Source organism: Roseateles sp. YR242 (assembly GCF_900109745.1).
GTDB lineage: Bacteria > Pseudomonadota > Gammaproteobacteria > Burkholderiales > Burkholderiaceae_C > Roseateles.
In genome coordinates, this window is record NZ_FOAV01000008.1 from 1 (window position 1) to 24,850 (window position 24,850).

19 protein-coding genes are annotated in these 24,850 nt (G+C 66.8%); 12 read left to right on the top strand and 7 right to left on the bottom strand.

Annotated features, from left to right (window positions below):
* A partial coding sequence (locus BMY53_RS15625) for a transposase (protein WP_143074092.1) occupies positions 1-261 on the bottom strand: 261 nt, incomplete at its 3' end.
* 250 nt (positions 262-511) lie between these two features.
* Between BMY53_RS15625 and BMY53_RS15630 the strand changes: the two genes are divergently transcribed.
* The 3 genes from BMY53_RS15630 (at position 512) to BMY53_RS15640 (ending at position 2,067) form a co-directional block, all read left to right on the top strand.
* Positions 512-988, top strand: a complete 477-nt coding sequence (locus tag BMY53_RS15630) for an ankyrin repeat domain-containing protein (protein WP_092947429.1) — start codon at positions 512-514, stop codon at positions 986-988.
* 225 nt (positions 989-1,213) lie between these two features.
* On the top strand, positions 1,214-1,756 hold the full coding sequence (locus BMY53_RS15635; RefSeq protein WP_092947430.1) for a Dps family protein: 543 nt from the start codon (positions 1,214-1,216) through the stop codon (positions 1,754-1,756).
* 2 nt (positions 1,757-1,758) lie between these two features.
* Positions 1,759-2,067, top strand: coding sequence for a UBP-type zinc finger domain-containing protein (locus BMY53_RS15640; protein ID WP_092947431.1), 309 nt, complete (start codon positions 1,759-1,761; stop codon positions 2,065-2,067).
* A gap of 157 nt (positions 2,068-2,224) precedes the next feature.
* Here the strand turns inward: BMY53_RS15640 and BMY53_RS15645 are convergent, their stop codons facing one another.
* The 4 genes from BMY53_RS15645 to BMY53_RS15660 are packed head-to-tail and all read right to left on the bottom strand — an operon-like array spanning position 2,225 to position 7,671.
* On the bottom strand, positions 2,225-3,244 hold the full coding sequence (locus tag BMY53_RS15645) for a LacI family DNA-binding transcriptional regulator (protein ID WP_092947432.1): 1,020 nt from the start codon (positions 3,242-3,244) through the stop codon (positions 2,225-2,227).
* Positions 3,241-4,458 carry a galactokinase gene (gene galK, locus BMY53_RS15650; protein ID WP_092947433.1) on the bottom strand — a complete coding sequence of 406 codons (1,218 nt, stop codon included), beginning with the start codon at positions 4,456-4,458 and terminating at the stop codon, positions 3,241-3,243. The genes BMY53_RS15645 and galK overlap by 4 nt, the downstream gene beginning before the upstream one ends.
* 7 nt (positions 4,459-4,465) lie before the next feature.
* A complete protein-coding gene (locus BMY53_RS15655; protein WP_092947434.1) occupies positions 4,466-5,521 on the bottom strand; it encodes a UDP-glucose--hexose-1-phosphate uridylyltransferase in 1,056 nt (351 codons plus the stop codon).
* 59 nt (positions 5,522-5,580) lie between these two features.
* Positions 5,581-7,671: a beta-galactosidase gene (locus tag BMY53_RS15660; protein WP_255370227.1), complete on the bottom strand. Its 2,091-nt coding sequence runs from the start codon at positions 7,669-7,671 to the stop codon at positions 5,581-5,583.
* 283 nt (positions 7,672-7,954) lie between these two features.
* On the opposite strand from BMY53_RS15660, the gene BMY53_RS15665 reads away from it, so the two are divergent.
* The 7 genes from BMY53_RS15665 to BMY53_RS15695 all read left to right on the top strand — a co-directional run bounded on the left by BMY53_RS15665 (position 7,955) and on the right by BMY53_RS15695 (position 17,536).
* Positions 7,955-10,396, top strand: coding sequence for a beta-galactosidase (locus tag BMY53_RS15665; protein WP_143074093.1), 2,442 nt, complete (start codon positions 7,955-7,957; stop codon positions 10,394-10,396).
* 4 nt (positions 10,397-10,400) lie between these two features.
* Positions 10,401-11,558, top strand: coding sequence for an ABC transporter ATP-binding protein (locus BMY53_RS15670; protein ID WP_092947436.1), 1,158 nt, complete (start codon positions 10,401-10,403; stop codon positions 11,556-11,558).
* Positions 11,552-12,955, top strand: coding sequence for a maltose/maltodextrin ABC transporter substrate-binding protein MalE (gene malE, locus BMY53_RS15675; protein ID WP_255370228.1), 1,404 nt, complete (start codon positions 11,552-11,554; stop codon positions 12,953-12,955). Before BMY53_RS15670 ends, malE begins: the two co-directional genes overlap by 7 nt.
* Positions 12,955-14,502, top strand: a complete 1,548-nt coding sequence (gene malF, locus BMY53_RS15680; RefSeq protein ID WP_092947438.1) for a maltose ABC transporter permease MalF — start codon at positions 12,955-12,957, stop codon at positions 14,500-14,502. The genes malE and malF overlap by 1 nt, the downstream gene beginning before the upstream one ends.
* 28 nt (positions 14,503-14,530) lie before the next feature.
* Positions 14,531-15,415 (top strand): maltose ABC transporter permease MalG, encoded by an 885-nt coding sequence (gene malG, locus BMY53_RS15685; RefSeq protein WP_255370229.1) that lies wholly within the window; start codon positions 14,531-14,533, stop codon positions 15,413-15,415.
* An 8-nt stretch (positions 15,416-15,423) separates the two neighbouring features.
* Entirely contained in the window at positions 15,424-16,434 is a 1,011-nt protein-coding gene (locus BMY53_RS15690) for a galactose-1-epimerase (protein WP_177200903.1), read from the top strand.
* Positions 16,435-16,513: 79 nt separating this feature from the next.
* Entirely contained in the window at positions 16,514-17,536 is a 1,023-nt protein-coding gene (locus tag BMY53_RS15695; RefSeq protein WP_255370230.1) for a glycoside hydrolase family 53 protein, read from the top strand.
* An 80-nt stretch (positions 17,537-17,616) separates the two neighbouring features.
* Here the strand turns inward: BMY53_RS15695 and BMY53_RS15700 are convergent, their stop codons facing one another.
* Both BMY53_RS15700 and BMY53_RS15705 read right to left on the bottom strand, forming a co-directional pair.
* The gene (locus tag BMY53_RS15700; RefSeq protein ID WP_092947441.1) at positions 17,617-20,250 is read right to left on the bottom strand and encodes a TonB-dependent receptor; all 2,634 of its coding nucleotides are present in this window, start codon (positions 20,248-20,250) and stop codon (positions 17,617-17,619) included.
* A 69-nt stretch (positions 20,251-20,319) separates the two neighbouring features.
* Positions 20,320-21,690 (bottom strand): glycoside hydrolase family 53 protein, encoded by a 1,371-nt coding sequence (locus BMY53_RS15705; protein ID WP_177200904.1) that lies wholly within the window; start codon positions 21,688-21,690, stop codon positions 20,320-20,322.
* A gap of 505 nt (positions 21,691-22,195) precedes the next feature.
* On the opposite strand from BMY53_RS15705, the gene BMY53_RS15710 reads away from it, so the two are divergent.
* Positions 22,196-22,828, top strand: coding sequence for a response regulator transcription factor (locus BMY53_RS15710; protein ID WP_092947443.1), 633 nt, complete (start codon positions 22,196-22,198; stop codon positions 22,826-22,828).
* Positions 22,829-22,832: 4 nt separating this feature from the next.
* Positions 22,833-24,680: a hybrid sensor histidine kinase/response regulator gene (locus tag BMY53_RS15715; RefSeq protein WP_092947444.1), complete on the top strand. Its 1,848-nt coding sequence runs from the start codon at positions 22,833-22,835 to the stop codon at positions 24,678-24,680.
* Positions 24,681-24,850: the final 170 nt, after the last annotated feature.

The window sequence follows — 24,850 nt, forward strand, 5'->3', positions numbered from 1 at the left end:
GGCGAACTCACGGTACAGCGGTATGTCGTGCAGCGCCTCCTCCATCGCCGGGTCGCTCAGACCGAACCACTGCTGCAGGTAGTGAATGCGCAGCATGGTCTCGATCGGGAATGGTGGTCGGCCTGTCTTGCCCTTCGGGTAGTGCGGCGCCACGATCTGCACCAGCACGTCCCACGGCACGACCTTGTTCATCTGCTCCAGGAACTCCCGCTTACGCGTCTTCTTGGTCAACAGGTTCAGTCCGAGGCTTTGCTGCTTCATGCCTACATCCTCGCAAGCCTTGGGCCATCAGGCAAGATGGCCGGCAGAGTTTTGCAGACCTTCCTTAGCGCGATTGCAGTGGCTATAGGTATGGCATTTAGCGCCCTATTACATGGCAGGCGCTGTTTTAGCTGAGGTGAATTGTTGTTGCGAGTCCCTTCGGCTCAAACGTGATGCCTTGTATGACGATTTGCTTACACCAAAAAATATTGTCGAAATGGATAATGGAATCGGTGACTGAACAAGTGTTATGACTACGGCGCCCAGTGCGATTGATGTCGCACTATTGTTGAATCGATACGCTCGCCATGCGGAATTTCTTGGAGAGCCGTTGGATGATATGAATCAGGTGGGCGGTTTTGGTTCGCAAATAATCCATCTTGCATCTTTCGCTGGCCGGCTTGATGACGTCGTACTGCTTCTGAATGCAGGCCTCGATAAGGATGCCATTGGTGATCTTGGGCTATCCGCACTTCATTTTGCTGTGCTCGGCGGCGCGGTCGATGTTGTGCGTCTATTAGTCGACTATGGTGCAAACCTTGCAATAGAAAATGAGTATGGAGAAACTGCTCGTCAGATGGCGGATCTGATAGGCGAGCGGTCAATATCCAAGCTCCTGGCTGAAGTGGACGATTCGTCAACACATATCGCTGATGATCCAAAAATCGCGCGCCAGCGGTGGGCGGACTTCAAGGCAATCCAACAAGGAAACTTCTGGCCCGAGTAAAGGGAACGTAGCGCCAAGTGCGTTGTTCCGGCGAGTAGTCGTTTTCTGCCATGTAGAAATGGCGCAGGTTGCAGGCAACTGAGCGGCTCTCGCAGACCGCGCCCAAGAAAATTTCCGCCTCTCACCAATGGGGGTATCCCCACAATCCTCAGCGTCGCAAGATCGGTGTCACCACGTCGGGCCCTGCCCGACGTTCCTTCCACCCTTCGAGAAAGCCACCGCACCATGGCCAAGCTCCCCGACGCCAAGAAGTCCGCCCTCAAAACCCGTCGCAAAGCCCCGCTGGCCACCCCCAGCGACCTGTCCGCTGACGCCACCACCGACATCAGTGCCGCGCTCAACGGCATCCTGGCCGACGTCTTCACCCTCTACCTGAAGACCAAGAACTTCCACTGGCACATGAGTGGCCCGCACTTCCGCGACTACCACCTGCTGCTGGACGAGCAGGGCGACCAGCTCTACGCCATGACCGACCCCATCGCCGAGCGCATCCGCAAGGTGGGTGGCACCACGCTGCGCTCCATCGGCCACATCAGCCGACTGCAGCGCATCAGCGACAACGACGCCGATTACGTGGACCCGCTGGACATGCTGGCTGAACTGCGTGAGGACAACAAGCTGCTGGCCGCCCGCCTGCGCGAAGCCCACAACGTCACCGATGAGCACCGGGACATCGCTTCCTCCAGCCTGCTGGAGAACTGGATCGACGAGACGGAACGCCGCACCTGGTTCCTGTTCGAATCGAGCCGCACCAACGGCCAGGGCTGACCATGGGATACCGCTGCGTTCACGCCGCCGGTATCCGGCAAGTGGTGCCCAGTGCGCTGGGTTGTGAAGAGTGCCTGAAGCTGGGCAGCGAGTGGGTGCACCTGCGCATCTGCCGCACTTGCGGCCACGTCGGCTGTTGCGACGAATCGCCGCACCGCCACGCCCGTGCGCACTTCCACGAAACGCAGCATCCCATCATCGAAGGCTACGATCCGCCAGAAGGCTGGGGCTGGTGCTTTGCGGACAAGGTGATGGTGGACCTGCAAGGCGACACCACCCCACAGAACGGCCCCATCCCGCGCTATATCTGAGCCGCTGCTCAGCCTCGGGTCAGAGGCTTGGGCTTGAGCTTGAGCTTGGGCTTGGGCTTGGTGCCGACGACGCGCGTGCGTCCGTCAATGCCCTGAAACGCCAACCCGCCAGCCATCCCGCCCACCGCGTCTCCCGACGCCGTGGGCGGTCGTGTATTCAGCCCCTCGGCTTCCCGGTAGACCCACGCACCACCAGCTTCGGCGGCTCCGTCACCGACATCGGCAGCGGATGGTCCGGCTTGGCATTGATCTCGGACTGCAGCATCTGCACCGCCAGCATCGCCGCTTCCGCCGTGGGCATGGCCACGGTGCTTAGCGCCGGGCGCATCTGATGCGCCAGCTGAATGTCCGTCACGCCGATCACCGAAAGATCCCGGGGCACTTCCAGCCCCAGTTCCGCAGCCGCCTGCAGCACGCCCAGCGCCGGCAGGTCATTCGTGGCAAACACGGCCGTCAGCCCCGGCACACCGGCCAGCAGACTGTGCGCCGCATTGCGGCCCTCATCGATCGTGTCGTGCCCATATCGCAGATGTGCGGCGGGCAATTCAATCCCTGCCTTCTGCACCGTATCAATGAACCCCTGCAGCCGCCACTTGTGGTTGCCACTGGGCTCGCTGCCCGACACTGCACCCAGCCGGCGATGCCCCAGCCGCAGCAGATGCTCGGCTGCCAGCACCCCGGCCTGGTACAGATCCACCGCGATGCAGGGCAGGGGCGGCGGCTCCTGTGGCCGCTCCCACATGCACAGCACCACGGGCACGCCGCGGCGGCGCAGGTCCTGCAGCGCATCCAGCTGCACGAAGTCCGCATTCATGACGATGACGCCCTGGGCCAGCGCGCCGCCCACGGCATCCAGGTAAGCGCGTTCCTGCGCCGGGTCGTCGTTCGTGTTGCAGACCAGCAGGAAGTACCCCAGCTTGCGGGCCGCGCGCTCCACCTCCAAGGCGAACTCGGGATAGAACGGGTTGGCAATGCTGCTCACCACCAGCGCCATGGTGTGGGGCTTGCCCTCCACCAGCGCGCGCGCCATGAGGTTGGGCCGGTAGCCCAGGGTCTCCACAGCGGCGAGCACGCGTCGGCGAGTCTCCTCGCCCACCTTGCCCCGGTTGCGCAGCACATTGGACACGGTGGCCGCGGTCACCCCGGCGACCCGCGCGACCTCGACAAGCGTAGTCATTTCGCGATCGTACCCGCAGCCTCACCGCTGAACGGCCAGGCTTCAGCCTGGGCGCCAGGCCCGGCTTCGCAGAGGTAGACCAGCGCGGGCAGACCTTCCGGCGACCGGTAACCGCGCTCCAGCGCTTCCAGTGCCTTGGGAACCAGTTCCTTCTTCAGCAGCGCAATGCAGCAGCCGCCAAAGCCGCCACCGGTCATGCGCGCGCCGCCTTCGTCGCCCACCACGTCCTGCAGCAGGGCCGCCAATTGGTCCACGGCAGGCACGGTGATCTCGAAGTCATCCCGCATGGAGACGTGGGATTGCTTCATCAGCTCGCCCAGGCGCGGCAGGTCACCGGCCTGCAGGGCCTCGGTGGCCTCCAGCACGCGGGTGTTCTCGCTGATGATGTGGCGAGCGCGGCGGAAGACCTTGTCTTCCAGTTGCACACCGGCCAGCATCTCCAGCGTGGCGTCACGCAGCGCAGGGACGCCCAAGGCGCGGGCCGCCTCCTCGCACTGGGCGCGGCGCTCGTTGTAGGCGCTGTCCACCAGCCCACGCTTCACGCGGGAATGGGCGATGAGCAAGGTGGTGCCTTCGGGCAGTGAGACCGGCTTGGTCTCCAGCGAGCGGCAGTCGATCAGCAGCGCATGCGCGGGCTTGCCCTCGGCGCTGGCCAGCTGGTCCATGATGCCGCACTGGCAGCCCACGAAACGGTTCTCGGCCTGCTGGGCCAGACGCGCGAGCTGCTTGCCCGTCAGCGCCGTGTCCCCAGCGATCTGTTGCGCCGCGCGCAGCAGCGCCAGCGCCAGCGAAGCCGACGAGCTCAAACCCGCACCCATCGGCACATCACCCGAGATCACCAGGTTCAGCCCCACCGGGCGAGGCATGGAGGGAACCAACTGGGCCAGCGTGCCACGGACGTGGTCACGCCAGCCGCCGCCCGGGAAGTGCGGTGGGGTGGCGCTGAGCGCGAAGTGGTCTTCGGCACCGGACTCGTCCAGCGCCAGGGCGTCAACCTGCAGATCGTCGCGCGGGCCGGCGGCAATCCAGGTGTCGCGGTCGATGGCCGCAGGCAGCACAAAACCGTCGTTGTAATCGGTGTGTTCGCCAATCAGGTTGACCCGGCCAGGCGCACGCGCCAGCACGGCCGGGGGCACGCCGTGGCGCTCGGTATAGGCGCGGACAACGGCGTCGGCGGTCGGGGGCAGGGAGGAGGTAGACACAGAGGTGGCCATCGGGAAATCAACGCTGGCGGTAATGAACGGTGGATTGCTCGCGCAGGCGTGCTGCAGCCTGCTCGGGGGTGAGGTCACGCTGCGATTCAGCCAGCAGCTCAAAGCCGACCATGAACTTGCGCACCGTGGCGCTGCGCAGCAGCGGCGGATGGAAATGGGCGTGCAGTTGCCAGTGCGTGGCGTCCGCCGCATCCGGGCCGGACGGCGCACCATGCCAGCCCATGGAGTAGGGGAAGCTGCACTGGAAGAGATTGTCGTAACGGGTGGTCAGCTCGCGCAGGGCCAGGGCCAGGCTGGCCCGCTGAGCCGTGGAGAGCTGCTGCAGGCGCTGCACCGGGAAGCGCGGCAGCAGCAGCGTCTCGAAGGGCCATTCGGCCCAGTAGGGGACGATGGCGAGCCAGTCATCGTTCTGCACCACCACACGCTCGCCGTGTTCGGCTTCAGCGCGCGCCAGGGCCAGCAGCATGGGCTCGCCGCGCTGGGCCAGCCAGTCTCGTTGCTGTTCGTCCTCACGGTTGGGCAGCTCGGGCAGGAAGTCGCAAGCCCAGATCTGACCATGCGGATGGGGGTTGGAACACCCCATCATCGCGCCCTTGTTCTCGAAGACCTGCACCCAACGCCAACGCTGGCCCAGCTCCTCGCTCTGCGCGCACCAGGTGTTGACCACGCCTTGCAGCGCGGTTTCGTCCAGCTCGGGCAGGCTGCGGCTGTGGTCCGGCGAGAAGCAGATCACGCGGCTGGTGCCGCACGCCGGCATGGCCTGGAACAGGCCGCCCTCGGCATCCGCACCGAGGCCGTCGGGCGCCGGCACATCGGCCATCAGGGCCGCGAAGTCGTTGTCGAAGACGAAGGTGCCGGTGTAGTCGGGGTTCTTCTCGCCGTTGATGCGGGTGTTGCCGGCGCACAGGTAGCAGGACGGGTCATGCGTGGGCCGCACTTCCGTGTCCGGGCTCTCGGTCTGGCCCTGCCACGGACGCTGGCTGCGCTGGGGGGACACTAGCACCCAACGTCCGGCAAGCGGGTTGTAGCGGCGGTGTGAGTGTTGGTTGCGATCGAAGGACATCGTGATGCAAGGATAAGGGGCGGAACCTTACGGCACATGACGTGCCGAGGGAATGAGGGTCAACGCGTCCCGGCGGGCGCAGCGGTTGGGGTGCCTGGCACCTGCCAGACCGCCACCCCACCGGGCGGCAGTGTCGCACTGCCCAGCAGCAGCGCAACCCCGGCCGGCACGGGCACGTCGGCATCGCCAGGCCCATGGTTGATGGCAAATTGCAGCTCGCCCCGGCGGCGCAGGCGCAGGCCCGGCGTCGGTGCGCTTGCTTGTGCGCTTATCGCCAAGGTCTGCAGGCCGGCGCTGCGGGCGGCGTCGCGCAGCCAGTCCACCAGCAGTGCATCGTTGACCAGCACGGCATGCAGTTCAAAGCGGCCGTGGCTCAGGCGGGCCGGCCAGCCGTCTTCACAGCGCTCGCGAATCCGGACTTCGGCACCTTCGGGCGTGGCGTCCAGTTCCACCAGGTCGCGCCATTGCGAGGCCTGGCCCCGGGCTTGACCGTCCGGGGTGTGGATTGCGTAGTGGCGGCCCGGCCGCATGGATTCCACCGCACGCACGCGGACGGGCAGCCAGGTGCGCAGCGGGCCGGGCGGCAACGGCTCGGTGATGCTCAGGCGATCGGTCTTGCTGCCGGTGCGGGGGCCCGCGACGATCACGCCGGGGTGACCGGTCAGGCGCTTGACCAGCGTGTCGGGCACATGCAGGGCTTGTGGCACCACCACCAGCGCGTAGCCAATCAGGTCTGACGACGGGCCGACGATATCCACGTTCAGGCCCAGACGGCGCAGCGCGGAGTAATAGCGGATGGCCACGCCAAAGCCGGGCATGTCCTTGCCCTGCGGCTGGATCTGGCTCATCCACAGCGACGGGTAATCCACCACCAATGCAACACGGGCTGGCGCGGTCTCCAGCGACTCGGGGCCGACCGCCTGCAGCAGCAGATCGATCTCGGCACGCACCTGCGCAGCTTCCTCGCCGCCAACGTCGCGCTGGCCGTCCGGGCGGTTCAGCCCGGAGTGCATCTGCTCCTGCCCATACGGCAACTGCCGCCAGCGGAAGTAGGACACCAGCTCCGCACCGTGGGCAAAGGCCTCCCAGGTCCAGGCGCGCACCATGCCGGGCAGGGGCAGGGCATTCCAGTCCGCCCAGTTCACCGGGCCGGCCTGCTGCTCCATCACCCACATGCGGCCGTGGCCGATGCCGCGGTAGAGATCATGGTGGAAGGCGCTGATGTCAGGGTGGCCGGTGCGCGCCCACTGCTGGCGCTCGGGCTCGGTGAGAAAGGTCGCGGCGGTGTCCACATGGCCCAGCGGGTAGCTGTCCCAGGCGGCGATGTCCAGGTCCTGGCCCATCTGGTGATGATCAAACTCGCCAAACAGACCCATGAAGTTGTGCAGCACCGGGCGGCCCGGCGCATGCTGGCGCAGCAGGTCCACCTGCATGCGGTTGAAGCGCACCACCTCATCCGAGGTGAAGCGGCGGAAGTCCAGCGCATGGGTGGGCAGGGCGCTGGTGGGCTGACCCACCGGGAAGCCGATGTGCTCGAAGCTCAGGAACTGCAGGCCCCAGAAGGCCGTGCCCCAGGCCTCGTTAAGCGCCTCGATGCTGCCGTAGCGCCGGCCCAGCCAGCGGCGGAAGGCGGCCAGCGCAGCGGGGCTGTAGGAGAGGATGGTGTCATGGCAGCCGTATTCGTTGTCCGTCTGCCAGGCGATGACGGCGGGATGCTGGCCATACCGCTTGGCCATTTCCGCGACGATACGCTGCGAGGCTTCCCACATCGACGGGCTGGAGAAGCAGTAATGGCGGCGCGCGCCAAATGGCTTGACCCGCCCCTGGGCGTCCACGGGCAACACGTCCGGATACGCCTCCACCAGCCATTGCGGCGGCGACGCGGTGGGCGTGCCCAGGATGATCTTCAGGCCTTCACGGGCCAGGGTTTCGATGGCTTCGTCCAGCCACTGCCAGTCGAACCGGCCTTCGGACGGCTCCATGCGAGACCAGGCGAATTCGGCAATGCGGACGGTGGAAAGCCCGAGTTCGCGCATGGCGCGGGCGTCACCGGCCCAGCGCTCGCGCGGCCATTGCTCGGGGTAGTAGCACACGCCCAGGCGCAGTGGCGGCGTCGCGGGGGAGGTGAGGCTCACGGTTGGATGTTGCATTCAGTTAATCGATTAACTCGATTGGAGCAAGCACGCTCTGCGCTGTCAACGACAACCGGGGTACAGCCTGTGCGCGCTGTGCCCGGCGACCATCGAATCGACGCTGCGGCCGCATAGAATCGCAGGCCTGGCGTTTCAGAGGCGGGTGGGGCCTTTGGCGGTGTCGCCGGTTCGGGTGGTTTGCGGGCCGCCTTGGTGCTTACCCGCATTGCCCCCAGGTTCGACGCTTGGTCTACTGTTCTGAATTAATCGATTAACCTGCCATCTGGGCAGCTATAAAAACGTGAGTGAGACAACCTTTCCGGTGGTCGTGCCTGTGCCGGCCACCTTTGCTGCGCCCGAAGTCGGCTTCCTGAATCTCGGCCATTTCCAGCACCCCACCCGCCGTCTGGACGTCAACAGCCGCTACCTGAGTCTGGATGGCAAGCCTTGGATGCCGGTGATGGGCGAGTTCCATTACAGCCGGTTCCCGCAAGCCGAATGGGCCACCGAGCTGGCCAAGATGAAGGCCGGTGGCGTGGATATCGTCGCCAGCTATGTGATCTGGAACCACCACGAGCCGTTTGAAGGCCAGTGGCTGTGGGAAGGTCAGCGCCACCTGTCGCGCTTTATCGACCTGGCGGCCGAAGCGGGCCTGCTGGTGTATCTGCGGCCCGGCCCCTGGGTGCATGCCGAGGTGCGCCTGGGCGGCTTCCCGGACTGGTTGCCCGCCACTGGGCCGCTGCGCTGCAATGACCCGGTGTACCTGGGCCATGTGAAGCGCTTCTATGAGCAGATCGGCGCGCAGGTGAAGGGTCGTCTCTGGAGTGACGGCGGGCCGATCGTCGGCCTGCAGCTGGAAAACGAATATGGCGCCACCGGCCCGGGCCAGGGCAAGGAACATATTGCCGAGCTCAAGCGCCTGGCCATCGAAGCCGGCATGACCGTGCCCCTGTACACCGTGACCGGCTGGCCCACGCTGGACATCCCGCCGCAAGAAGTGCTGCCGGTCTCCGGCGCCTATGCGGATGGTTTCTGGCAGGGCTCGCGCGAGGCACTACCGCCCTCCGGTGTGTTCCTGTTCAACACCCGGCGGGTCATCGGCGAGATGGGTAATGTGGACGGTACGCCGGCCGCCGGCCTGATCGATACCGAGCACTATCCGTTCTGCCTGGCCGAGGCCGGCGGCGGCATGCATCAGAGTTATCACCGCCGACCGGTGATCACCACCGAAGATGTCTACGCCACCACCCTGGTCCAACTCGGGTCGGGAGCCAACCTGTATGGCTACTACATGTACCACGGCGGCACCAACCCGGTCTGCGAAACCGGCCCCCTGAACGAGACCCAGGCCAGCGGCTACCCCAACGATGTGCCGCAGTGGGGCTACGACTTCCACGCGCCGCTGGGCCAGTACGGCCAGGTTCGCCCCTCCTGGGGCCGCCTGCGCACCTTGCACCAGTTCATGCAGGCGTTTGGCGACACGCTGGCGCCGCTGGTGGCCGTGCTGCCCGCGTCAGGGCCCCTGGACCCGGCGAATCGCGACCAGGCGCGTGTGTCCGTGCGAGCCGCAGGGGCGGATGCGGCCTCGGTGGAGGGCTTTATGTTCGTGAACCACCACGTGCGTCATCACCCGCTGCCGGCCATGCCCGGCCAGCAGTGGTTGCTGCAGACGCAGCAGGGCGAGCCGCTGCGCCTGCCCTCGGATGGCGGCGTGGACCTTCGGCCTGGCATGGCCTTCATCTGGCCGGTGGGGCAGAAGCTCGGCCGCGTGCGCATGCGCCAGGCCACGGTGCAGCCGTTGACGCGCTGGACCGATGCGGACGGTGTGGTCACCTGGGTCGGTTTCGCCATTGATGGCGTGCAGGCGGAAGTGCTGTTGGATGCGCCCGGCCTGGTGCGCTTGCATGCCCCCGGGGCCTCGGTGCAGACCCTGCCGGACGGCGTCTGGCGTGTGCAACTGGCCTCCAGCGAAGACCCGCAACTCATTGAGCTGGAAGCGGACGATGGCCTGACACATCGAGTGATCGTCCTTTCCCAGAAGTCTGGCGCCCTGAGCCAGCGCATCCGCCTGGGCGGCGTGGACCGCCTCGTCTGGAGCAGCCACCCTGTCTTCCTGGATGCGGATGGCGTCACGCTGCATCTGCAGCGCCCCGCCACAGAGGCCGGTGAACTTCATATCTATCCCCGCCAGGGTCTGGGTGGTGACCACCGCACGGCGGGCGTGACCTGGGCCCACTGGTCCTGGCAGGCGGAACCGGCACTCAGCTGGGCGCTGCAGCCTACCCAGGTGCAAGCCGTGGGCGATGTGCCCGCCATCCAATGGGGCCCCCATGTGAGCTGGCGCGATGGCCCGGTACCGCTGGTGCCGGACGAAGCCGCGCATGCAGCCGCCGGCCGCTGGACCTTGACGCTCCCTGATGACGCCCTGGCCGCCCTGCGTGCTGCCGCAGGCCAACGCTTGTGGCTGACCCTGGATCTGGTGGGCGACGTGGCACGCCTGTGGGTGGATGGCCAGGTGGTGGACGACCGCTTCTGCGACGGCAGCCGCTGGCAGATCGCCCTGGACCGCTGGCTGGATGGCGGCGCCGTACCCCGGATCGAATTGAGCCTGCTGCCCGTTGCGGCGGACCTGCCGGTCTTTCTGGAACCCGCCGCCCGCGCCGCCGGTGGCGGCGCCCACCTGCGCGAGGCCGTGCTGAGCCTGGCCCGCACGGACGCCCTGCGTCCGCTGGCTGGAGGCTGACCCCATGGCCTCGGTTCAACTCGATCGCATCGGCAAGACCTACGTCGAGGGCGGTGTGCCCACGGTGCATGAGGTCTCCCTGGACATCGCCGAAGGCGAGTTCTGCGTGTTCGTGGGCCCGTCGGGCTGCGGCAAATCCACCTTGCTGCGCATGATCGCGGGGCTGGACACGATCACCAGTGGTGAACTCCGCATCGGCGGCCGCCGCGTCAATGAGCTGGCGCCGGGTGAGCGCGATGTGGCCATGGTGTTCCAGAGCTACGCGCTGTATCCCCATCTGGACGTGGCCGAAAACCTCGGCTTCGGCCTGCGCCTGGCGCGGGTGCCCAAGCCCGCGGCGCGCAAGCGCATCGAGGAGGTGGCCAAGCTGCTGCAGATCGACCATCTGCTGCAGCGCAAGCCGCGTGAGCTCTCCGGCGGCCAGCGCCAGCGCGTGGCCATCGGCCGGGCGCTGGTGCGTGAACCCGGCGTGTTCCTGTTCGACGAGCCCCTGTCCAACCTGGACGCCGCACTGCGCCAGCAGACCCGCCTGGAGATCGCCCGCCTGCACCGCAGCCAGGGCCGCGCCTGCTCCATCTACGTGACCCATGACCAGGTGGAGGCCATGACCCTGGCCGACCGCATGGTGTTGCTACAGCCACCGCCGCCAGGCGCCACCGAGCCGCGTGCCAGCGTGGCCCAGTGCGGCGCGCCGCTGGCGCTCTATCACCGGCCGCGCAACCTGTTCGTGGCCGGCTTCCTCGGTTCGCCCCGCATGAACTTCCTGCCGGCGACGGTGCAGTCGCGAGGCCCCGATGGCGTGCGCGTGGCGTTGGCGGACGGGGCGGTGCTGTCCCTGCCGATGCGCCCCGACGCTGTGGCGGATGGCGACGCCGTCACCCTGGGCATTCGTGCCGAACACCTGCGCCTCGCCGGCTCGGGGGACCCGCGTCTGACCGAGGCCCTGTCCAGCCAGGTGCAATGGCTGGAGCACCTGGGCGACCAGAGCCTGGCCTATCTGGCCGGCCCCGGCGGTGCCTTGGTGCTGCGCATGCCCGAAGGCGCGGCCACGCCCGGCATCGGCGAATCGCTGCCTGTGGCGGCGCTCCGCGACGAAGTTCATCTCTTCGACACACGCGGCGACGCCGTGCCCCGCCTGAACGAAGAGGCGGCAGCATGTTGATGGGTGATCGTGACCCGGGGGGCGCGCTTGATCTGCTGGAGCCGCTGGATTCGCTGGGCACACAGGAGAGCAGCGCTCTGCCGCTGCGGCCACAGGCACAGGCACATTCACGGCGCCGGCTGCTGCGTACGGGCCTCGGCCTCGGTGTGGGCGCAGGCCTGAGCGCCATCGCCGGCCCGGCCGCTGCCAACCTGTTGAACCGTACCGAACCGCTGCGTATCTGGATCAACGGCGACAAGGGCTATGACGGCATCGTCAAGGTCGGCGAGACCTTCACCCGCGACACGGGTGTGCCCATCCGCGTCGAGCATCCCGAGAACGGCGTGTCCAAATTCGAGCAGGCCGCCGCTGCGGGCAAGGGCCCCGATGTGTGGATCTGGCCGCACGATCGCGCGGGTGGCTGGGCGGCATCCGGCCTGATCCGCCCCGTGGCGCCTTCACGAAAGATCCGCGAAGCCATCAACCCGCTGGCCTGGTCGCCATGGCGGATCGGCGGCCGCACCTGGGGCTACCCCGTGGCCATCGAAACCGTGGCGCTGATCTGCAATCTGGACCTGGTGCCGCGTGTGCCCCGCACCTGGGATGAAGTCTTCGAACTGGACCGCCGCCTGCGCCCCCAGGGCCGCCGGGCGATCATGTGGCCCTACAACGAGTTCTATTACACCTACCCGCTGATGTCGGCCGGCGGCGGCTTCGCCTTTGCCCGCCGCGACGATGGCAGCTGGGACGCTCGCCGCAACGGCATCGACACCCCCGGCACTCGCCAGGGCATGGCCTTGCTCAAGCGCCTGGTGGACGAAGGCCTGGTGCCGCGCACGGCCACCTACGCCGAAAGCGAAGCGGCCATCAATGAGGGCCGAGTGGCCATGACCATCAACGGCCCCTGGGGCTGGAACAACCTGAAAAAGAGCGGTTTGCGCGTGGCCGCCGCACCGCTGCCGGCCTTGCAGGGCCGTCCCGGCCGCCCCATGGTGGGTGTGCTGGGCGCCATGGTGTGCGCCGCCAGCCGCCAGCCCTTGCTGGCCACCGAGTTCATCGAGAACTACCTGCTCAGCCTGGAGGGGCTGCGTGGCATGCAGGCCCATGTGCCGCTGGGTGTGCCGGCCAATCAGGCCCTGCTGGCCGAGTTGCAGGCCGACCCGCTGGCTGCGGGTACCGCCGCCGCCGCGCAGCAGGGCGAGCCCATGCCCAACATCCCGGAGATGGCGCGTTTCTGGACCGCCATGAATGCGGCGGTGCAGAGCATCACGCAGGGCCGTGAGGGCGTGGACGAGGGTCTCACCCGGGCCGCCCGCCGCGTGTCCGGCGACAGTGCAGCGCCGAAGACGGGTCGCAACGATGCCGCTGAGGGTGCTGCCGTGTACGGCATCAGCAACGCCGCCAGGGAGGCCAGCTGATGCGCGCACTGACCTGGGGCCTGCACGGCCTGAATGCCCTGGCCGTGCTGGGGCTGCTGTTCCTGTGCCAGCAACTGTTGCGTGGCCATGAGGCGGCCTGGGCCATGGCCGTGCTGGGTCTGGCCGGGCTGCTGGTGCTCCTGCAGTTCTCCAAACGCATGCAGGCCTGGCGCTACGTGATGCCGGGCGTGCTAGCGGTGGCGGTGTTCATCGTGTTGCCCATGGGGTTCACGCTGGCCATCGGTTTCACCAACTACAGCTCCGCCCATCTGCTGTCCTTCACCCGGGCCACCGAGGTGCTGCTGCAGCAGACCGAGAGCGAAGGGCAGGGCATGGACCTGACCCTGTGGAAGCTGAGCGGCGACAAGCGGTATGAGGCGGTTCTGGTGGATGACAACGGCCAGGGCTGGCACAGCGAGCCATTCAGCCTGAAGGACACCACGCAGGGGGTGAAGCTGCTGCCGGCGGAGCAGGGCGCCGAGGGCCAGACGGCTGCGGCCCCAGTCTCGCCCTCTGGTGAGCGCCTCGACAGCCGTGCCGTGGTGGCCCTGCTGCCGCAGCTGCGCGACCTCGTCCTCCGCACGCCGGACGACCGCGCATGGCGCCTCTCCAGCCTGCATCGCATCACGGACCAAAAGCCGCGCTACGCGGCCAAGGACACCGACCACCTGGTCGACCTGCGTGACGGCAGCACCCTCACGGCTGACCATGACGCGGGGGTTTGGCGCGCGGCGGACGGCCACGCGATCGAACCCGGTTTCCGCACCACCGTCGGCTGGGCCAACTACACCCGCATCTTCGGCGACCGCCAGTTCCTGGAGCCTTTTGGCCGTGTCTTTGCCTGGACGGTCAGCTTCGCCACGCTCAATACCTTGCTCACGTTCGCCCTGGGCCTGTTCTTCGCCGTGGCGATCAGTTGGCCAGCGCTCAAGGGCCGGTCGGCCTACCGCATTGCGCTGTTCCTGCCCTATGCGGTGCCCGCCTTCATTTCCATCCCGGTGTTCCGCGGCCTGTTCAACGAGAACCTGGGCGAGATCAACCTGGTGCTGGACATGCTCTTCGGCGTGCGCCCCGGCTGGTTCAGCGATGCAACGCTGGCCCGGGCCATGGTGCTGACGGTCAACACCTGGCTGGGCTATCCGTACATGATGATCCTGGCCATGGGCCTGCTGAAGGCCATTCCGGAGGATCTCTACGAAGCCTCCGCATTGGCGGGTGCCGGGCCCTTGACCAATCTGTTCCGCATCACGCTGCCCTTGATCATGCGGCCGATGGCGCCGTTGCTGGTGGCTTCGTTCGCCGCCAACTTCAACAACCTCACGCTGATTGCCCTGCTGACGGAAGGCGCGCCGGACTACCTGGATACGGTGGTGCCGGTCGGTGCCACCGACCTGCTGGCCTCCTATACCTACCGCATCGCCTTCAATGACGGCGGCCAGAACTACGCACTGGCCTGTGCGATCTCCTCGATCGTCTTCGTCATCGTGGCCTTGCTGGCCTATGTGAACCTGCGCTTCTTCGGCGGCGCCAAGACCGTGCGGCGCTGAGCCGCACGGGGAGTGGACAGATATGCCCATGGTGATGACCCAATCGCAACGCTGGCGTGTGCTGGCGCTGCATGCGTTCCTGATCGTTTTCATCGTGCTGAGCCTGCTGCCGCTGGTGATGATCGTCTCGATCTCGCTGCGGCCTGGCAACTTTGCCGGGGGCAGCCTGATCCCTAGCCAGATCAGCTTCGAGCACTGGCGCCTGGCGCTGGGCATGTCGGTCGTGGACGCGCAGGGCAATGTGACGCCACCCCCGTTCCCGGTGCTGCAGTGGATCTTCAATTCGATGAAGGTGGCGCTGGTGAGTGCAGCGGTGTGCCTGGTGCTTTCGGTGACCAGTGCCTACGCCTTCGCCCGCCTGCGCTTTGCAGGCCGCGAGGGCACGCTGACGGCCATGCTGCTGCTGCAGATGTTCCCGTCGGTGCTGGCCCTGGTGGCCATCTACGCCATCTTTGACCGCCTCGGTGACTGGATTCCCTGGCTGGGCCTCAACAGCCACTGGAGCCTGGCGCTTGCGTACACGGGCGCCGTGGCCCAGCACATCTGGCTGGTGAAGGGCTATTTCGAGAGCATTCCGCCTGACCTGGAAGAGGCGGCCGCCGTGGATGGGGCCAGCCGTTGGCAATCCTTCGTGCTGGTGCTGCTGCCGCTGGCCAAGCCGGTACTGGCCGTGGTGTTTGTCCTGGCCTTCCTGGGCGCCATGATCGAGTACCCGGTCGCTTCCGTGCTGCTGCATGACGAACAGCAACTGACGCTGGCGGTCGGCTCGCGCCTGTTCCTTTTCAACCAGCGTTACCTGTGGGGCGACTTCGCCGCCACCGCCTTGCTGGCTGGCCTGCCGCTGACACTGATGTTCCTGCTGATGCAACGCTGGCTGGTGGCCGGCCTGACCGCCGGTGGGGTGAAGGAATGAGCGCCGTGATGACCGCACCGCGCTGTGCGGACGCCGCAGATGCCTGGACCTTGACCAGCAGGGACGGCCTGCAGATCCGCATCCTGGGGCATGGCGCCAGCTGGGTCGGCTGCAAGGTGCCGCTGCGCGACGGCGCCAGCCGCGAAGTGCTGCTGGGCTTTGATGACCTGGATTCCCAGCGCCGCAACCGCGCCTATGTGGGTGCGACGGTAGGGCGCTGGGCCAACCGCATTGCGGGGCTGAAGCTGCGGCAGGGGGAGCGGAGCTGGACGCTCGCGAGCGAGCCCGGCCTGAACCATCAACTGCATGGTGGCCCGGGCGGCTTCCATCAGCGGGAATGGACGCTGCTGGAGCTGGCCGACGATCGCATCCGCCTGGGCCTGCATTCGGCCGATGGGGACCAGGGTTTTCCGGGCGACCTCGATGTGGAAGTGCTCTACCGGCTGCTGCCGGGGCACACCGTGGAGATCGATTACCGCGCCCGGCTGGGCGGCAACCGCGCCTCACCGGTGGGCCTGACCAACCATGCCTACTTCCAGCTCGATGGGCATGACGACGTGGACGTGCGCCAGCAACGGCTGCAGGTCACGGCCTCCCGGGTGCTGCCGGTGGATGGCAGCGGATTGCCTACCGGTGCGCCGGTCTCCGTGGCGTCGCCCGATGCAGCGCGCCTGGACTACCAGGCCTCCCGGGTGATCGGCCAGCCGCTGGACAACGCCTTCCTGCTGGAAGAGGGCATCGCCAGCATGGCCCGCGCCGCCGCGACGCTCAAGTCCCGCGACCGCCTGCTGGCCATGGACCTGTTCACCACCTTGCCGGCGCTGCAGGTCTATACCGGTGAGTTCCTGGCCAGCGGCACGCGTGACTGCCATCCGCAGTGGCCCGCCTTCAGTGGCATTGCACTGGAACCCCAATACCTGCCGGACAGCCCGCACCACCCCGAATGGCCACAGCCCGATTGCTGGCTGCGCCCGGGCGCGGTGTGGGCCCACCGCATTCGATATCGATTCAGAACCTAAGGACCCGGACAGCAGTAACGAGCCGGTCCCACGTACATCCGAATTCCCCACCACCACACCAACCATAGGAGACAAGGGAATGAAGAAGAGACAGTGGACACGACGCGATTGCCTGAAGACAGGCATCAGTGCAGGCCTGGCCGCCGCTGGCGGCCTGGTCGCCATGCCGGCCTTGGCGGCAACCCTGCTCAAGGGCGCCGACGTGAGCTGGGTCAGCCAGGAAGAATCGGCGGGCTACAGCTTCTACAACAGCGCCGGCACCAAGACCGATCCGTTCAAGCTGCTCAGTGACCTGGGCGTCAACACCATCCGGCTGCGCGTCTGGGTCAGCCCCAGTGGCGGCTGGTGCGACGGTGCCGACACGCTCTACAAGGCCAAGCGGGCGGTGGCCCAGGGCCAGAAGCTCATGCTGAGCTTCCACTACAGCGACAGCTGGGCGGACCCCGGCAAGCAGACCAAGCCCGCCGCGTGGAGCAGCCACACCTTGAGCCAATTGGTCACCGACGTCTATTCACACACGCAGGGCATCCTCAGCTATCTGAAGACCAACGGCGTGACGGTGGACTATGTGCAGGTCGGCAACGAGATCAACAGCGGCATGTTGTGGCCCACCGGCCAGGCCTCCGGCAGCAGCTTCGCCAACCTCGTGCAGTTGATCAACAGCGGGTATGACGCCACCAAGGCGGTGTTTCCCAATGCCAAGGTGGTGCTGCACCTTTCCAACGGGTACGACAACGCCTTGTTCCGCTGGTTCTTTGACGGCATGAAAGCCAACAGCGCAAAGTACGACGTGATCGGCATGTCGCACTACCCGACCTCCAGCAACTGGAGCACGCTCAATGCCCAGCTCTCCACCAACATGGCGGACATGGTCAAGCGTTATGCCAAGCCGGTGATCGTGGCGGAAACGGGGATGGACTGGCAGCAGGCCACGGCCGCCAAGGCCATGCTGGCCGATGTCATCACGCGGGTCTCCGCGCTGGGCACCAACGGCCTGGGCGTGCTGTATTGGGAGCCGCAGGCCTATCCGGGGTGGCAAGGCTACACCTGGGGAGCACTGGATGGCTCAGGACGCTTCACCAGTGCGCTTGATCCGTTCTGATCGCCGGCCCGGTCTGAACCGGGCATCCTGAAAGAAGCTCCCCGGCCGGTGGGGACGGGGAGCTGACCATTCGCGAAGCTTCAGAGTTCCGCGCGCAGGCTGATCGCGAAGCGACGGCCGTCGGCGTAGGTGCCGCGCGGCAGGTTGTAGTCGCTGAAGTAGCTGCGGCGCACGGTGTTGGTCAGGTTGTTGCCCTCCAGCGCGATCTTGATCTTGCCGGTGATCGCGTAGCTGATGAAGGCGTCCACCATGCCGTAACCCTTCATCGTCACCGGCGTGAGCGCGGTAACGCCGTCATTGGTGGGGTAGCTCAGCCGCGAGCCCACGGCGTATTCGCTGCGCCAGTTGTACGCAAGACGGGCGGAAAAATCACCGTAGTCATACATGCCCACGATGTTGGCGCTGCGCTTGGACAAACCTTCCAGCGGTGCCGTGCGGCCGTTGATGGAGCTCGGGGCGGCACTGTCCACATAGGTGAAGTTGGCCTGCAGGCCCAGGCCGCGCAGGTAACCCGGCAACTGGTTGAAGAAGCCCTGGTAACCGATTTCCAGGCCGCGGATCCGACCGTCACTGCCGTTGGTGGGGGTGCTCAGCGAGTAGGTCGTGCCCTGGATGGCCACCTGCGTCACGGTGTTCTGCACAAAGCCCTGCACCTCCTTGTAGAAGGCCGCGCCGTAGATGCTGTCGCTCTTGCTGATGTAGTACTCCAGCGTGCCGTCCACCTGGTTGGCGCGCAGGCGGTCCAGCTCCGGGTTGCCCTGGTAGGCCGTCTGGTCGTTGACGTTCAGGCTCAGGCTGGGGGTGAGCTGGTCGAAGTTGGGGCGGGTGACCACACGCGAGAGGCCCAGGCGCGCCTGCAGGTCGGGCTGCAGTTCCAGGCGCAGGTTCACGGAAGGCAGCCAGTCGGTGTCGGTCTTGTCCAGGTTGACGCGTTCGCTGCTCAGGTTGGTGTAGGCGCGTTCGGTCTTGGTCTGCACCACGCGCAGGCCCACATTGCCGGTCAGCGGCAGGCTGCCCAGGCTGGTGTCGATATCACCAGCGCCATACAGCGCCGCACCGCGCTCGCGGTAGTTGAAGGTCTGGGCCGGGTCGAAACTGGGCTCGGTCAGGCCGAAGGTGCTGCGCACGGCTTCGGTATTGCGCAGCCAGTTGGTGTCCAGCACCCCCAGCCATTGGCGCGGGATGTTGCCACTGCCCGCATCTTTCAGCAGGTTGTTGTTGGGCAGCAGGCCGACACTGGGGATGGCCGAGAGGCTGTACATCCAGATGTCGTCGATGGTGTTGATCTCCGCGCTCTCGGCGCGGCGGTCATTGATGCGCACCCCGCCATGCAGCTTGGTGAGGATGCCGGCATCCACCGGCTTGTCCACGTCCGCGCGCCATGCGGTCTCGCGGCCGCTGTTCTTGATGCGGAAGTAGAGCGTCTTGTCGGCCCAGTAGTTGGCTGGGTTGTCCAGCTGGGCGGTGTCCGAGTAGGCAGAAGGAAGCTTGGTGCTCAGGTCGAAGGTGTAGGTGGCCGGGTCATCCGAGAAGGTGCCCAGACGCACTTCTTGATAGAAGCGGTCGAACTTGCTGCGGGTGTGGCTGATGTCGCTGCGAACCACGGCGTCGGCCACCTTCCACTTGCCGGCCAGGGAGAACTGGTCGATGCGGGTGTTCTCATCCGCCACCGAGCTGGAGGTGCTCATGTCCGCACCCCAGAAGGTGCCGGACACAAAGCGGCCCTGGCTGTCGGTCTTGACGGTGCCATCGGCCCACAGCTGGCCTTGGCCTGCGGTGTCGCTGTAGTTGGCCCAGAAAGGCGAGGCATAGAAGCCGTAGACGTCTGTGCGGCTCTTGAGCTGGGTGTGGTTCAGGTCCAGCGTGTATTCGGACCGGGCATCCGGGCGCCATTGCAGCGAGGCGCTGGCCGCCTTGCGGTCGCGCTCGCCAAATTCATAAGCCAGCCAGTTGCCCAGCGGCGCCACGGTGCCGGAGCCGTCCGCCAGGGCGGCGGGGTTGTCCAGCTCCTGGGTGTCGGAGCGGTATTCGCGCTTCTGGGTCGAGACACTCAGCAGGGCGCCGAATTCGCCAGCATCCAGCTTCCAGCGGTTGGAAACGAGCACCGAGCCTTCGGCGTTGTTCTTGTCGGCCAGGTCGGCGCGGGAGGCCTTGACGGAGCCGGCCAGCTTGAAGCCGGCGAAGTCGAACGGGCGGCGGGTGCGCAGGTCGATGACGCCGCCGATGCCGCCTTCAATCAGTTCCGCGGTCGGGGTCTTGTAGACGTCGGCGCCAGCCAGCAGTTCGGCGGGCACGTCCTGGAAGGAGAGGCCGCGCTCCTTGCCGGCGGTGAAGATCACCCGGCCATTCAGCAGGGTCTGGGTCTGCTGCAGGCCGCGCACCTGGACACGGTCACCTTCACCACGGTTGCGGGAGATCTGCACGCCGGAAATGCGCTGCAGGGCTTCAGCGACGTTGGCGTCCGGCAGCTTGCCGATGTCGTCCGCCACGATGGAATCCACCACCTGTTCCGCATTGCGCTTGATGTCCTGGGCTCGGATCAGGCTGGAGCGCTGGCCTTGCACCACCACGGTGTCGAGCTTGGCGCTGTCGCCGCTGGCCGGGGGCGTGGTGTCCTGGGCCAGTGCGGCAAGCGGGCTCAGCAGCGCAGCGCAGGCCAGGGCCACGGGGGCCAGGGCCGGCAGGGTGCTGGAGCGGTTCAGGTAAGCAGTCATCGTTTTGTCTCCGAAATCTGTGGTCGTCGGTTTTGAATCGGGTGTTGCAGCAGGCGCGGGTGCCAGCCGTCAGGGGCAGGGGGCGGCGTCCCGGAAGGCCTTGAGCGCGGGGAGGGCACGGCCCTGGGCATCAAACAGGGTCTGGTTGGCCCAGGCATTGCCTTCGCCGGTCCGCCAACCGGCGCCCGGTACGTCCAGCCAGGCGGGCTCCCACCAGAACACGCCCAGGCCCTCGGGTACCGCCGCCACGGCCTGCACCAGGTCGCGCAGCATGGTGGCCTGGCCCTGTGGCGTGGCGGGGTAGCCGCCGTGTTTCGCGCCTTCTTCGTTGAACACCGCAGGGCCGCTGCCGGGGTTGTCCGGGCGCCAGCCGTAAGCGGTTTCGACCACCACCAGCGGTTTGCGGTAGCGGTCCGACAGGTCGCGCAGGTTGGTGCGCAACTGGTCGAAACCATCATGGTGATAGGGGTACCAGCTCAGGCCGATGACGTCGTAGTCCAGCTTGGCAGCCTCGAACCGGTCATAAACCCGCCGGAACATCTCGCCGCTCTTGCCATCGCCCTGGTGCGCCAGGTGCAGCATGACCGGCAGGCGGCCACCGCGCAGACGGTCGGTGGCGCGCACGCCACGGATGCCGGCGCCGAGCAGGTCCACAAACGCCTGGTCGCCACCGATCTTTTCGTCCGGGGTCTGGCGCCAGGTCTTGCCGTCCGGCCACAGCATGCCACCGTTGATTTCGTTACCGACCTGGATCATGTCGGGGTCGGTGCCCTGGTCATGCAGCGCGGTCAGGACTTGCGAGGTATATCGTTCAACCTCGCTCTGCAACGCCTCGCCGTGCAGGCGCGCCCAGGCGGCGGGTTTCTCCTGCTTGCCGGGGTCGGTCCAGAAGTCGGAATAGTGGATGTCCAGCAGCAGCTTCAGGCCCTGCTTGCGGATGCGCTTGGCCAGGGCCAGCGTCACCTCCAGCCCATTGTTGCCACCGCCCACCGGCTCGCCATGCCGGGAGATGATGCGGTCACCTTCCACCACGTCCCGGGCGTTGACAGGGGTGTGCCACAGCCGCAGGCGCGCCCAGTTGATGCCCGAGGCGCGCAGGATCTGCAATGCGGTGCCGGAGCGCCCGTCTGCGGTGGAAAACCGCGCGCCGCCGCGCTCCACCGCCTCCAGCGTGGAGACGTCGGCACCCAGGATGAAGGATTTGGCGTGCCGCGTGACCGGATGGGCGACGCACACAGGACCGGCTGCCGCCGATGCAGCAGGCACCACCGCAGGCACCCCAGCGGTTGTCGAGGACACGGGCTCCGCCGCCTGGCCGGGCAGGGCACAGCCCACCAGCGCGGCGCCACCGGCGAGCACCAGCGTGCGGCGGGTCAGGGCGGCGGAAAGGTCGTGGGCGCCCTGTGGGGACGCGTCTGCAATGAGTCGGTGATCGCTCAAGGTTGTCTCGCTCCGGGGTCGTCCTGTGGACGGACCCTCTCGTTGTTGCTTGGGCTGAATCATAGGTTAATCGCTTAACCTTTTGCTAGTGTCCAACATTTGCCCAACGCCACCATTGAGGGGTTTCCCGGTAGGGCTGGAAAGCCACATGGCGCGCCTTTTGCCGCCGGGCCGCCGGCGCCCGTGGCAAGGTGGCTTGCGGCCCTCGGCACCGTGGTCAAGTCCCTCTGGGGAGGGGTTTCTGTGCGAGACGCGTGCCGTAACAACTTGCAGTAACAACTGTTGCCTGACTCCCCCCAAGGAGTTCCCCCTTCTTAGGGGGTGTTTTGTCTCTCTGCCGGCCTAAGATGCCTGCTTCTCCGGTACCAAGAGAGGGTTGCGATGTGCAAGCCGGAGCAACGGTACATCGCTTAAGGGAGGCCCTATGGAAGGTATGTCTGATCTTCGCCAAGTCGACCTTCGCAGTTTTGCGGGGTCGGTGAGTGGCGGTTTTGCAATCTCCAATATGACTGTCACGCGTCGCGTGCTGCTCGTGGACGACCATGAACTGGTGCGCGCGGGCATCCGCACGCTCTACCAGTCGTTGGACGAAATCTCCATTGAATGGGTTGAGGCCTCCTCGCTGCAGGAAGGGCTGCAGCTGTATGGCGAGCAGGCAGACGGCCAGGCCGTGGATGCCGTGCTGCTCGATCTAAATCTGGGGGACTGCAAGGGTCTGCAGGGCCTGCGTCAGTTCATGGAAGCGTATCCGCAGGCGCGGGTCGTGGTGTTCAGCGGCACGCAGGACGAATTCGTCGTGCGCCAGGCGCGGGCGCTCGGCGCGGTCGGCTACCTGCCCAAGGGTGCGCTGATGTCCGAGATGCGCAGCACGCTGCGTGCACTGCTGGCAGAACAGCGCCGCTCGGGGCCCGCCGGCTCCATGTTCCCGCGTTTCCCGTCCTCCGCCATGTATGACCGCGTGGCCGAACTCGGCCCGCGCCATCTGGAAATCCTGGAACTGGTGCTGTCAGGTTGCAGCAACCAGGAAATCAGCAACTCCACCCAGCTGTCGCTGGGCACGGTGAAGAACTATGTGTCCTCGCTGCTGCTGGCGCTGGATGTGAAGTCGCGTTCCCACATGATCAGTCTGTTCCGCTGAGTCCTTGGCTGAGCGAAAGAGCAGGCGATCGGCCGATTCCGCCAAGGCGGGCCGCTATGTGGCCGTCGCGGGCCGGAGTGCGGACGGAGAAGACGCGCATCAGGATGGGCGGCGCCATGAGCGCCGCGCCATTGAACGTCGGCTGGAAGATGCCGCTTTTGACGAGGCGTGGGCCCATTGGCCCTGGCTGCTGGCCGCCGTTGCGCTGCCGCTGCTGGTCTCGCTCACCCGGCGGGACCTGAGCGCCGGCCTCACCATTTGGCTGATCGGCGTGGCCGCACTGGCCAGTGGTTGCGTCTGGACGGCGCGGCACATGTCCAACCGCCTGGCGCGCCCGGGCGTCCGCAATTCACTCGATCCCCGCAAGGGCCGGCGCCTGCTGCTGTTGCAAGGCGCCGGCTGCCTGCTGCTGCTCAGCCTGCACCCCTGGATTGCCGAGCTGCCCGGTGCGCGTGCGCCCCTGGCGGGGCCGTTGCTGGCTGCGGCGTCCACCGTGCTGGCGGTGTTGCTCGCGCCCATGGGCCGGGGCGCCGCCGCCGCAGCCCTGCTGCCCGCGTCCGAAGGCCTGGCGCGGCTGGTGCTGGATGGGGTGGCGGAGCGGCCCTGGCAGGGAGCGGCCTGGTTTGCTGCGGCCATGGCTGTGGCTGGCCTGGCCTTGCTGGAGCAGCACCGCTGGCATCGCAATCAGCACTGGGTGATGCAGCGGGATGACCGCGTGAATGTGCTGGAGCAGGAGCGTGATGCCGCCGTGCGTGCCGACCAGGACAAGAGCCGCTTCCTCGCCATTGCCAGCCACGACCTTCGCCAGCCCGTGCACGCACTGGGCCTCTTCGCCGCGACGCTGGAGCGCCGGCTGCAGGGCAGCGCCGAAGAGCCGCTGGTGCGCAACGTGATGCGCTCCATCGAAGGGCTGGAGCGTTCCTTCAACGCCATGCTGGACATCTCCCGGCTCGATGCCGGCACGGTGGAACCCAATATCCAGCACTTTGCGCTCCGGGACCTGTTCCGTCGCCTGCATATGCATTACGCCGGTCAGGCCGAAGGGGATGGCCTGGGGCTGCGGCTCTCGCCGGGCGGCAAGTCCGTCAGCAGCGATCCTCAGCTGCTGGAGCGCATCCTGGGCAACCTGGTCCAGAACGCGCTGAAGTACACCGAGACCGGTGGCGTGGTGGTGGTGGCGCGAACCACGGCGGACCACATCAATGTCGAGGTCTGGGATACCGGCATCGGCATCAAGCCCCAGGATCTGCCCCGCATCTTTGCGGAGTTCTACCAGGTCGGCCACGGTGAGCGCAGCCGCACCCAGGGGCTGGGCATGGGCCTGGCCATCGTGAAACGTCTGGCGCACTTGCTGGGCTATCGGCTGACGGTCGCCTCGCGGCCGGGCAAGGGCACGATGTTCCGCATCAGCATCCCGGTCCGGCAACTGCACGCTGTGCAGGACGTCATTGGCGCGGCGGACACCATCCCCATGTCGGTGATCGAGCCGCGATCCGTGCTGGTCATCGACGACGAAGAGCCGATCCGGGAGGGCCTGCGGGTGCTGCTGGAGGAGTGGGGCTACGAAGCCCAGATCGCCGGCAGCGCCGAAGAGGCCGAGAGCCTGGTGCGCGCGCGCCCCGAGCCGCCCGACCTCATCCTCTCCGACCTGCACCTGGGCGACGGGCCTGACGGCCTGGCCGCCATCCAGACGATCCGTGAGGTGTACGGTCACAGCGTCCCGGCCATCCTGGTGACCGGAGACACCAGCAAGGAAGAGATCCGCCGTGCCACCGACAGTGGCCACACCGTGCTCTTCAAACCCCTGCAACCCCGCAAGCTCTTCAACGCCTTGCGCGGCATGGTGGCCTGAGCCTTCGGGTTGCCCCTGAGCGTCCGGCGCCCGGAGGCGCCCTCCGCTGTCTGGATTCGCACACACCCTTCAGGGGTGGGCGCCGCGTGATCGGGGTGACCGGGCCCGGCGGGATGCTGGTGGGGTAGGGGGTGGTTCCCGCAATGTGACTTTCGACCACTGCGCGGATG